Genomic DNA, 11,867 nt, shown 5'->3' on the forward strand with positions numbered 1-11,867 from the left:
CCGTATTGTCCGGAACTCAATCCCGTCGAGTACCTGTGGGCATGGCTCAAGCGTCATGCGATTGCGAACTTCTGCCCTGACAACCTCGCCGATTTGCATTCCATCGCCCGCAATCCCTTGCTGGGCGTTTAAACTCACGCAAGGTGAATCAAGAAGATGAGCAAGACAAAGCGGGCGCGCTATACGCTCGAATTCAAGCTGGAAGCGGTTCGGCTGGTAAAGGCCGGCCAGAGCATTGCGGCGGTGGCGGTGACGCTTGACGTGCCGGTTCAATCGATTTCCAACTGGGTCAAGGCTGAGCAGCAAGGCAAACTCGGCGGAGCCGGGACGAAGCCGGTAAGCCCGGAACAGATGGAGTTGTCGAGACTGCGCACTGAAGTGGCCCGCCTTAAGATGGAGCGGGACATTCTAAAAAAGGCCTGTGCGTACTTCGCGAAGGAATCGACGTGAAGTACGCTTTCATCGAACGTAACCGCCGTCAATGGCCGATTTCGGTGTTGTGCGAGGTGCTCGACGTCAGTCCCAGTGGCTATCATCAGCGCCGGCAACGTACCGCACAGGATAAGCCGTGCCGAAGCCGTGTGAGCGACGACGCGCTGCTGGCGCACATCAAGGCGATTCACGCACAGGTCAAGGGCGAATACGGCTGGCCGCGCATGTGGAAAGAGCTGCTTGCGCGCGGCGTGCGCGTGGGCAAGAATCCAGGCCGTTGCAAATGCACTGAATTCCAGACCCCGGAAAACGCTTGGCTGGAAGACACCTGCCGAAGCTCTGGACGATTGTCTAAAATCTGTTCAACAATCGAGTGTTGCGACGACCGGTTGAATCCGCCCAGTATTGCAGCGGACTGTTCCAGGACACGTTGAAGGCATATGGCATACGCTCGTCGATGAGCCGACGTGGCGATTGCTGGGATACTCGCCGACCGAAAGTCTATGGGGTTCGCTGAAGGTCGCCCGCTTGCACGGGCGGCACTTTCCAACCCGGCGCGCTGCAATGGACGAAGTGGTCGATTGGCTCAACTTTTACAAGTGTGTTTCATACTGCCCAACCGCGCTATGTGCTTGATAAATCTAGAGAGCCCTGCTGTGCCATTGGTTTTGTGGGGTATCCGCGCCGTCCACGTGCCCTAGCCACGAGTTCGGAGACGGCATCCCCGCCCAGTGAATTGCGATTGAAGATCCACGGACCATTGGGCAACGGATGTTCGGCTACGATCTCGTTGCGCTCGACCGCAAGCCTGAGCGTTCCGGGGCTCACGCCGACGAACGCCGCAGCCAAGGTCAGGGTTTATGGGGGAAAAGTCAGGGTTTATGGGGCGCGGTGGCGTTCGTCACTCCTGTCTGTGTAACCAACTGATTCATAAACTTTTTTCGGCGACGTAAGCAAAATACCTCTCTGAAAGTCAGGGTTTATGGGGCGAAAGGTCGTCCTTTATGGGGCCTCTGCTGAACAATGTTGCCGGTGGAGGCGATCCGGTTTGATGACGCGCTCCGTCCCTCGATTTGGCGCGCGCTCCGCGCCATGCGGGCCGTATTGCGTCACCTTTCGATCGCTCCTTCGCATCGGTCCGTAGCTTTTTCGGCTGATCGCAAAAGCGGTTCAGGTATGCGCGCACCGCATCGAGGTCGTGGTGCTTGGATATAAAGTGACGCAATACGGCCCGTCATTGCTGCGAGACAACCTGCAAGCACAAGCGATGGGGTGGGGTGGGGAGAAGTGACGGATTCCGGCCTGGCAAAAGCGGTGGTGACCTTCCAGCGGTAACACACGGTGATCTAGCACGGCCTCAATTCCGATACGGCGCGTCTTTCATCGACCGGTGAACTAATGCAATGAAAAGGTGACATATTCCGACCTCTAGCTTGAACGGTGATCAAGGTGCTAGCCGGATCCTCCGCAAACAATTGCCGAAGGGCAGCTAGAGTTATTTTTCTCAAAGCCTCTTTGTAAGACAGTTTATAAAACCTTTTGTAGACCCTTTGTAGAACCTTTTGTAAACGCTGAACGCCTTCCCGCAATCCCTTACGTGACAGGGCTTCCCGGCTAATCAGAAACGGCGAAAGGTGACACAAAGCGGCCTGGGGGTGACGCAAAGCAGCCCACAGTGGACGAATTACGGCCTCAAGTGGACACCATGCGGTCTGGAGGTGACATTTTCCGACCGTTATCCACATCAGTGACTTGCAATTGTCACGTCACCTTTTAAAATACGTGACGCGCAACGTTGACGTCACCGATGCCGGTGTCACTCGAGGGACGGCTGTGAAACAGAGCACGAAACATTCAGAAAATACAAAAGACACGTCGACGCTTCTATCTGGGCCGGCGGCAGAACTCATCGAGTCGATGGCCATTGAGCTCGGGGCTTCGCCGGACGAAATTCTCGAGGCCGACGGCCGCCTCCGGGGCACGGTGGCCATGAGTCGTGCGCTGGTCAATGCCCAGCATGGATTGTCCCTGAATGAGAAGCGGTTGATGATGACTGCGCTGCGCAGCATCGACAGCCGTAAATCCCCCTACCAACATGGAAAAGCAGATGGCTATGTCTCGGTCAGGATCAAGGCGGACGAATTTGCCGCGGTAGCCGCACTGGCGCCGCGCGGAGGCGAAAAGCAAGCCGCCGCAGCGTATCAGGGCATGAAAGACGCGTGCGCGAGTCTGCTGGAGCGAAAGCTCTCCTATGTCGACGGCAAGAAGAGGGTGCAGCTTCGATGGGTATGGAAGGCCACCTATCACGATGGCGAGGCGTGGGCAGAAATCTGCTTTTCCCCGGACCTTACTCCTCACATTTTCCTGTTGCAGCGCCGATTTGTGAGTTACCAGCTCGAATTCGCGCGTGGTCTGCAGTCGATCTACTCGTGGCGTCTGCTCGAGCTTTTGATGCGGGAAAAAGATCGAGGAATTCTCTTTATCACGCTCGACGATCTTCGCACTGCGCTGGAGATACCAGAAACCTACCGCTTCGCAGACATTAAACGCCGCGTGGTTGAGATGGCGGTCAGCGAGCTGAACGAGAAAGCCGACTTGATCATTGACTGGAAGGGCATTAAACGCGGACGCGCGGTGTACTCGCTGGAGTTCACCTTTGTCGAAAACCCGCAACGACGTCTAAGCCTGGAGACCGATGCCTGACGCCAGGAGGCAATCAGGCCGTAATCCGTCACCACGAGCGAGGCCAACGGTCCAGCATCAACCTCAAATGCGGTTGGGCCGGAAAACGTCACCTTTGGCATCGCGCAGTGCAGGCAGGGCGCGCACGCTCGCGCATAGTCGGCGACGCGAGACGCAAGGCCGGAATTTGTCACCTTTTCAAGGTGAACCGGAAGACACGACCGACATCACGTATTCTCGGCAACTCGGTCCCCCGGACTTCGACGCAAGGTTGGTTCTCGACCTTCCTCGGAGGTCGCGCAGCACAACGCGATTTCGCAGCCGCAACGCGCGCCTTACTGCGGTCCGGCGACCTCTCCTTGTGCCCGAGGGGTCGGACAATTACGAGAAAGCCAGCCATGGGGCTGTCAAAGTGTTTCTGGGGGATGGCCAGCATGCGTCCAAGATCGCCGTCTTTTGCGCGGCAATGAGAAAGCATCATGGCAATGACTAAAGAGGCCAATCCACGCCGCTCGAAGGGCCGGGAAGCGTGTTGGTTCGTGCGCCGTCGCCGCGTACTATCGCCCGTCCGTCTGGAACTTGAGGTCGCGTTCGATAACGGCGTGACGCCGTGCCTGCGAAGCTGATCCAGGGTCTTGCAGGCGCGAGCACAGCGGACCTGAGCAAGATTGAAATCTCGCCGGCAGGGTTGGGGCTTGCATTTTCCTACGCCTCGACGCCGACGTGTACGTGCCCGCGTTGTTCGAAGGCATCTTCGGTTCCAAGGCCTGGATGAAACAAGCCGCACGCGTGGCCAAGTCGGCCGCCGCGCGTGAGCACGGCAAGAAGGGCGCTCGGCCGCGCAAAGCGAGAGGTGCACGCATGAGCCGCAGCAAGAGAAAGACGCCGATCTTTGCCGGTGGCCGCTTTAGTTTTGCTCGATGGCGGCTACGCTTTTTTTGTGCGAAATCGAACATATGGTACCGTCGTCATGTTATTGGAGGCGACCGGGTCGTTCCATCCGAACGCGACACAAAGTGGACCCCGCAAGCATCGGCATTCAGCCAGGCGTGACAAAATCCGAAGTGCCCGAAATTGCTAAAAGCCGCATCAATCCGCGATGGTCGATCTGCGCTTCCCCTTAACTGACGGAGGGCATATGAAACTTTTCAGCATCATCGGGACGATTGTTTTCGTCGCGGTGGTCGCGCTCTCGTTGTTCGCGGTGATGGACATCCTCTTGTTTACGTCCGATAAAAAGAAGATACGACGGAAGGGTGCCGGAGTACGAAGACTGAACGGACATCAAACCTCGTCGGGTAGATGAGTCCCTCACCCGCTCGACACGGCACGGGACCCAGCCAGACCCTTCCTCTCGTGGGCTTGTGCGCTGATTGCTGATTTGCGGCACTCGCCCCAAGTCCTTTCCCTGCTTTTCACAGACATTTCTTGCCGGCATCACCTGTTCGACGCCCATATCGTGCCGCTCGACGCATAGACGGCAAGATTGCCGTCGTCCTGCAGGTAGGCATAGGCGCTGCGATTGCCCGACGTGTCACTCTCCCAGAGCATCACGCCATTCGAGTCGAACACGACGAGGTCGCCGTTCTCCTGCATCCGCACTTCAGCCGCCGCGGAACCGCTCGTGCCGGCGGACCAGATTGCAGCGCTCGCCTGCGTAATCGTCAGATCGCCGTCCGCCTGCATGTTGAGACTGAAGCGGTTGTCACACGAAGAGAGCTTTTGGCCGCGCGCGAGGCCCTGGACCGGGCCCAGCTGACCGCACGCGGAGGGCGTCCGAATGGGCGGCAGGGCCGCGAGCGCGCTGAGATCCATGGCGATGGCGATCGCTTGCAACCCCGCATCGTTCGGATGCAGGTCATCGCCGCTGTTATAGGCGGGCAGTAAAGCGGCGGGACTGGCGGGGTCGCTCACCGCTTGCGCCTGATCGAGCACTGCATCGCAACCGCTCGTCGAACTCAGGACGAATGCGTTCACGGCCTGGCGCGCAGCCTCGATGCTGCCCGTTGCGCCAAACGGTGTCAGCGTGGAGCAGATCGCCTTGATGTTGGCGCCATGGGCGCGCTGGGTCAGCTGTTGCAGTGCGCCGATCAACTGGAGCGCGGTAGAAGGAGTGTCGGTGTTCAGGTTGTTGATCGCGTCGTCCGAGATGACCACCCACTTCACGCCCGCTTGCTGGAGGACGTCGCGATCGAAACGCGTGAGACCGGCCTGTCCGGAGCTATCCGTGAAGAAATTGTTGCCGCTGATCCCCTGGTTCAGCACGCCCACGGTCATGCCGGCCTGTTGCAGCCGTATCGCGAGGATTGGGCCAGCGCCGGTTGCTATTGGCGCTCGACATGAGTCCGTCCGTGATGGAGGCGCCAAACGTGACGACCGCGCCCGTTGCCGCGTTGTTCTGCACGTCGAGGTTGGTCAGGAAATAATAGGACTGGCCACCCGCGGAATTGGTGGTGCCGCCGGCGAAGGCTGGATCAGCGCCCACGTCCCCGGGCGCGATATAGACGTCCTGCGAGCCGTCGACGTGGCCTGTCGAGTGTGCGGGGTCTGCTGAGGCAGATAGAGGCTGATGGCGACATCGGCGAGCGCCGGAACCTGGAACGCGACCGTATCGCTTACGACCGAAGCGCCCACGGGAATCGTCACGTTAGGTTGGCCGCCGAACGTGACGGCACGGTCACTGCCGCTCACCGTTTTTTGACCTCGCGCGCGCCGTGCGATGCGAACATCGCCGATTACAAGAGGTTGGGTGCCGAAGAGATTCGAAAGGCGGATGCGCGCCGATGTCCCGCCAATGCTGGTGTGCAGGATCTGCCGCACCGTCTGATTGTTGAAACCGGCGTCGCCCGTCGTCGATGGCGCAACCGACCATGTGCCTATCCAGGGCGCGGAGGACACCGTGCCATGCGCAAAATAGTGAGCCCGTCCGGCAGCACGATAGATACGACGAGCACCACTTTCAGGACGGTCCGGATCCATCGTTTCACTTCCTTTTCTCCCTTGTGGCGCAGCGCGACAAATGCCCGATTGCCCAAAGGGCTTTCAAGGCCGGGTCGCTCGATGAGCGCCCGGCACGCTTGCTTAACGTTGCTGCTGCGGCATTGCCAGCGTCGAAATGGTGACCTTGGCAGGCGCCGCCTTCTTATGCAGATCCTTGATGAACGCCTCGCTCAGTTCGATGACTTTCGCCGACGCAAGCGGATCGAAAAGCGCGTGATCGAGTTCATCGAAAACGACTGCCCTGACATTCGAGAAGCGCGACAGCTTCTTTCCGCGCTTGCCGAAATGCGCATTGAGCTGTTCCACGCCTTCGTCGCCGGAACCGTAGACCAGCAGGGTCCGCACGCCCTTGCGTTCGAGGGCATGAACGACGCAGTGCGGGTCCGTCAACGTTGTGCCTTCGACGGAGCCTGCACGGCTGCCCGCCGCGTCGATCCGGTGCGAGCGCAGGCGTGCAATCAAGTTCGAAACGACTGCCTCGGCGATCGGCCGGAAGCTGCGCTTGCCACTCAGGACGAGCCACCACTTGGACGGCTTGAATATCGCGCGCCCGACACGCGCCATGGAGTGGCGATGCATCTCCTCCAGTTCCTCCACCGACATGCCTTCGGGGATGTAGAAGCGCGCGATATTGACCGCGATGACGGCCGTGAGCGCAGGCTCCACGAGCGACGCACGCAAGGCGCTGTAGGCTCCCGAGCAGATTCCGAACGAGATTACGGTGTGATAGCCCTTGCGCTTGAGCCAGGCCGCTGCTGTCGCGACATCCTCGATGGTCGTGCCCGCATGGATCGATGCGTTCAGGTCGAGCGGCCCTTGTGCGGTTCGCGGCGGACTGTCGCCGATCCCACGCGCATCGATGCGCATCGATGCAATACCGCGGCGAGCCATTTCCCGTGCGATGCGCACCGACAGGCGACTGTCGCCGTGATGCACGCTGCCGGCGGTATTGGTGATCAGCATGACGGGTCCGTACGCGAGCCTGCCGCGGGGTTCGCACAGTATGCCGAACAGGCCGGAGGCGCCGAACACGACCGGGCGCTCGCGGGCGCTCGGCGTCTCGATGATCGCTTCGTCGTCGAGGGATACGCTCGGCCGTGCGCCTCTGTTCGTGCGGCTTCGGACGCGCGTGCCCGGCTCGCCGTCCGCGACCCATTGCGCTACCCGTGCAAGTGCGCGAGCCGGTACGACCGAAGACTTCGTCTCATTCACATATTCGAAGTAGCCGTCCAGAACACCCGCTTCGACCTCGACGCCGCGTCCGCGCAGCGTCGAACAGAGTGCGGCGCTTGCACGGGAGCGCGCATCGAGTACCAGGACGCGTGCGGGAATCGAAGGATGATCGTCCATTGCCTTCGAGAGATCGAGCGCATCCAGTTCATTGCAAAGCGTGTCGCTGTAAATCTGTCCGAGCACATAGAACGGCTTGTCTTGCTGCGTGGCACGCAAAGGCGCGGCGAGATTGTCGAGCCAGGTCTTGCGCAGCGCCGTCAGTTCGCGCAGATAGACGCGCCCGCGCGTAACCGGCGCGAGCAGCACGAGCGAGTCCACCGCACATAGACGCGATGCCAGTGCCGCGAAGGTCGCACCCAGGCGCAAGCCGCATAGCGTCACGCTTGTCACGCCGGTTTGCTCCTTCAGCCGCTCGACGGCAGCGACGACATCGGCGACGAAAGCATCAAACCGATGGGGATCGCCATCGAGGCCCGCGGAGTCGCCGGTCGCCCAATAGTCGAAGCGCAGCACGGGAATGCCGTACGCAGACAGTTCCTCGGCCAGGTAGCGGATGCCCTTGTGACACCACGGCTCTTCATGACCAAAAGGACTGCAGATGACCACGCCGCGCGTGCCTTGCCCGGGATGGAGCCATCCAAAGCGTCCACCGAATGCGATCGGCTTCATGGTTTGCCTCGACCGGCATGGCTGCGATCGCCTGCTATGGCGGTGTGGCAAAGAACGGATGTTGCAACATGCTTTGCAACTGCACCGCGCACTGTTCTTGTCTTGTCGCGCATCTGCGGGATGCCTCTTGGTTTGATTGTTTTGGCAGATTGAATCGTTATTAAGATGTGCTTTCGGTGCGGTGAGCAACATTGCTGTAAGTGGTGAGCTAATTTCATCTCCACGACACCCGCCAACGGGGCATTTAGAAGATTGGAGCCTCAAACAGTTGCCACGTGGCAGCGCGCTAAAGGCGTGACTTAATAGCAACTGTTGAAACGTTTGCCTTACCTTTGCTTCCGATTTTTTGAATGGACGCTTGACAGACGCGTGGTCAAGTGCAATGCCCATGGGATTAACAAGAGTCGATCAGGTTTTACCCGGCATTAACGCGCTTACAGCTTCAGGCGAAGCGTGGACTGTGTGAGTTCGCACACAGCCCCGCTGTTCGCCGCAGTAATCTGTTGGCGAGAGAAAATGCCCATGGTAAAAAATAAGGCATTGTCGGAATGCGACTGTTCGTCGGCACCTGTCGACAGGCAGATAAATACTCGGCGGTTTCAAACTGAAGTGCAACACGGAGTCTAGTGTTTAGAACCGTGAGGCTGGCTCGCTGAGGCGAGCGTGGCGGCGAAGACCTCGAATGGAGAATGGAACGCGTGAGTCGCGCGAGGCCTACTCGGAGGCCGCCCTCTATAACGCGTTGTTCAATACGGGTGCGCGATGAATCGCGAAAACATCTTTCGGGGAAGCGTGCATATGTACGCGCGCGAACCCCTTTTTCAAAATACACCGGAGCAAGTCGCTCAGTCACGCATGTCGCGCTTCACCGCGGCGCTGGAGGCGTTCACCGGCGAACATTTCGCGGACTACCCGGAACTGCATGCCTACTCGACGCGCGAATACCGCCGGTTCTGGCAGTGCTTCCTGAAGTGGACCGAAGGCATGGAATGGTCGGGCAACGTGGAGCCGGCCTGCGTCGGCGACGAATGCGAGACCGCACGTTTCTTTCCAAACGTCGAACTGAATTACGCGCAGAGCCTTCTTGGTTCCAAGATCGCGCCGGACGACTCGCCGGCTTTGACCGCCCGTTATGCCGACGGCCGCCGCGAAGCCATCACGCGCGGCGATTTGCGCGACCGGGTCGCGCGCCTTGCGCAGTCGTTGAGCGAGCTCGGTCTGCGTCCCGGCGATCGGGTGGTCGCAATGATGCGCAACGACGCGCAAGCGATCATCACGGCGCTCGCCGTGACGGCGCTTGGCGCGACCTTGTCGACCGCGGCGCCTGAAACCGGCGTGCAGGCGATCCTCGACCGCTTCGCGCCGCTCGAGCCGCGCATGCTGTTCGCGCACACGATGCCGCGCTCGTTCGACACGTCGGGGTCGGTTGCCGCGCATGCCGTCGCGGTGGCCGACGCGTTGCCGACGCTGACCGACGTCATCTGCCTGGATGAAACGCCGCTGCCGAGCACGGTGAGCCGGCCTCAACACTCGCTGCGGGATCTCATCGTGCGCGGCAAGGCCACGGAATTCGAATGGCGGCGTTTTCCGTTCAATCACCCGCTTTTCATCATGTTCTCGTCAGGCACGACGGGGAAGCCCAAGTGCATCGTGCATGGTGCGGGCGGCACGCTACTCGAGCATCTGAAAGAGCACCAGTTGCACAGCGACTTCGGTCCCGGCGAAAAGCTCTACTTCCACACCAGCTGCTCATGGATGATGTGGAACTGGCAGTTGTCGGCGTTGGCTTCGGGTGTCGAGATCGTCACCTACGACGGACCGGTGACGGAGGTTGACGTGCTCTGGCGGCTCGTCGCCGATGAGCGCGTGACCGTGTTCGGCACGAGTCCCGCCTATCTGAAGATGAGCGAGGACGCGGGCCTCGAGCCCGGAAAGCAGTTCGGGCTGGAGGCGCTGTCCGCGATGATGTCGACGGGCGCCGTGCTCTACGACACGCAGTTCGAATGGGTGTGCAGGAACGTCAAGCCGCTGCGGCTCCAGTCGATTTCCGGAGGCACGGACATCATCGGCTGCTTCGTGCTCGGCAATCCGAACCTGCCGGTCCATGCGGGCGAAGCGCAGTGCAAGAGTCTCGGCCTCGATGTGCAGGCGTGGGACCAGGGTGCGTCCACCTTCATGACCGGCGAACTGGTCTGCGTGACTCCGTTTCCGTCGCGCCCGCTCGGCTTCTTCGGCGACGAAGACGGCTCCCGGTTTCACTCTGCCTATTTCAAGGCGAACCCCGGCGTGTGGACTCACGGCGACATCATCGAGTTTTCGGCGCAAGGATCGGCGCGCCTGCACGGGCGCAGCGACGGCGTACTGAACGTGCGCGGCATCAACGTGAGCCCTGGCGAGATCTATCGCATCCTGAGCGACATCGGCGAGATCCGTCAGGCGATGGTCGTCGCGCAGGCACCCGACGAGGCGAGCGGCACAGGCCAGCGCGTCGTGCTGCTGCTCGTGTTGCGCCAGGACGCACGGATGACCGCCGCGCTGGCTTCGCGCGTGCGGCGTGACCTGATGCGGCAGGGGTCGGCGGCACTCGTGCCGGACGTGATCGCCGAAGTGGAAGCGCTGCCGTTCACGCATAACGGCAAGGCGTCGGAGGCGGCCGCGCGCGATGCCGTGAATGGCCTGCCGGTGCGCAACCTGTCGTCGCTGGCGAACCCGGGATGCGTCGGGAAAATCAGCGAGCATCCCGCACTTTCCCGCAAGCGTCGCGAGTTGCCGGAACCCGGCGAGTCGGCCGAGCAGGTGGAAATCTACCTGCGCGCGCTCTGGGAGCAGCTTTTCAGCTTCTCGCCGATCGGTCTCGACGACAACTTCTTCGAGCTCGGCGGTCATTCGCTGCTCGCCGCGCAGATGCTCGCCGAAGTCAGGCGTGCAACCGGACGAACCCTGCCGCTTGCGACGCTCATCATTGCGCCGACCGTGGCACGGCTCGCGGCCGTGATCGTGGAAAAAGACGAGCAGGGCGTGCATCCCAACCTCGTGCCGATGCGCGCTGGGCGCGGGCGGCCGGTTTTCATGGTCCATAGCATCACGGGTTCAGTGATGGAGTGCCTGACGCTCGCCGGCACGCTGCAAAGCGAGCGGCCCGTGTACGGCCTGCAGGCGCGCGGGCTCGATGGCGACGAAACACCGCAGCGGCGCGTCGAGGAGATGGCGCGCGTCTATGTCAAGCAAATGCGCGCGGTGCAGCCGAGCGGTCCGTATGCGCTGGTCGGCTATTCGTTTGGCGGGCTGGTCGCGTTCGAGATCGCGCAGCAGCTGATCGCGGCAGGCGAGAAGATCGAGTTGCTGTGTCTGCTCGATACCTACGTGAATGAACGCTACCTGCCGTTGCGTGCGTGGGCGCGCTTCCAGTCCGAGGTCTTGGCGGAGCGCGTGCAGACGTTTCGCGCGCTGTCCGGGCGCGATCGCCTGGCGTACATGAAGGACAGGGTGTCCGGAGCCGCCGACCGGTTCCGTATGCGGCTCGGCAGGATGGCGCGCAAGCCCGCATCCGATACGCAGGGCCTGCCGCCAGTGCTGCTGCAGGTACGCGAGTCGATGCGCGTCGCGATGGCGACGTATCGTCCGCGCCGCTATCTCGGCAGTCCGATTGTCTACGTGCGGGCGTCCATCAGGGAGGACGGGCAGGGCGATCCGCTCCCGGCATGGCAACGGGTCGCGAGGCTGGGCCTGCTGGTGAAGAACATCGACGGCGCGCATACCGATCTCGTTGTCGAGCCGAACCTAGCAACGGTGGCGAATACGCTTGCGCGCGGACTGGCCGGGGCGTGAAAAACGCCGGAGCCTGACGCGGT

At 61.1% G+C, this 11,867-nt stretch carries 6 protein-coding genes and 2 pseudogenes; 5 read left to right on the plus strand and 3 right to left on the minus strand.

The window, feature by feature from the left end:
- From AWB68_RS46865 to AWB68_RS46880, 4 genes and pseudogenes are all read left to right on the plus strand, one after another.
- Positions 1–132, plus strand: a pseudogene (locus tag AWB68_RS46865) (IS630-like element ISCARN39 family transposase); the annotation flags it as partial.
- Between the two features lie 24 nt (positions 133–156).
- Positions 157–1,029 (plus strand): annotated as a pseudogene (locus AWB68_RS51520) (transposase); the annotation flags it as partial.
- A gap of 1,236 nt (positions 1,030–2,265) precedes the next feature.
- Positions 2,266–3,135 (plus strand): replication initiation protein, encoded by an 870-nt coding sequence (locus AWB68_RS26345; RefSeq protein ID WP_235028511.1) that lies wholly within the window; start codon positions 2,266–2,268, stop codon positions 3,133–3,135.
- A gap of 717 nt (positions 3,136–3,852) precedes the next feature.
- On the plus strand, positions 3,853–4,167 hold the full coding sequence (locus tag AWB68_RS46880; protein WP_125483042.1) for a hypothetical protein: 315 nt from the start codon (positions 3,853–3,855) through the stop codon (positions 4,165–4,167).
- Positions 4,168–4,551: 384 nt separating this feature from the next.
- Here the strand turns inward: AWB68_RS46880 and AWB68_RS49670 are convergent, their stop codons facing one another.
- The 3 genes from AWB68_RS49670 to AWB68_RS26355 form a co-directional block, all read right to left on the minus strand.
- Positions 4,552–5,391: a GDSL-type esterase/lipase family protein gene (locus AWB68_RS49670; protein WP_235028512.1), complete on the minus strand. Its 840-nt coding sequence runs from the start codon at positions 5,389–5,391 to the stop codon at positions 4,552–4,554.
- 138 nt (positions 5,392–5,529) lie between these two features.
- Positions 5,530–6,093, minus strand: a complete 564-nt coding sequence (locus AWB68_RS49675) for a hypothetical protein (protein ID WP_235028513.1) — start codon at positions 6,091–6,093, stop codon at positions 5,530–5,532.
- Between the two features lie 102 nt (positions 6,094–6,195).
- Positions 6,196–8,016, minus strand: a complete 1,821-nt coding sequence (locus AWB68_RS26355) for an alpha/beta hydrolase family protein (RefSeq protein ID WP_087647282.1) — start codon at positions 8,014–8,016, stop codon at positions 6,196–6,198.
- 762 nt (positions 8,017–8,778) lie between these two features.
- On the opposite strand from AWB68_RS26355, the gene AWB68_RS26360 reads away from it, so the two are divergent.
- A complete protein-coding gene (locus AWB68_RS26360; RefSeq protein WP_087647283.1) occupies positions 8,779–11,844 on the plus strand; it encodes an acetoacetate--CoA ligase in 3,066 nt (1,021 codons plus the stop codon).
- Positions 11,845–11,867: the final 23 nt, after the last annotated feature.

This window comes from Caballeronia choica, from assembly GCF_001544535.1.
Taxonomy (GTDB): domain Bacteria; phylum Pseudomonadota; class Gammaproteobacteria; order Burkholderiales; family Burkholderiaceae; genus Caballeronia; species Caballeronia choica.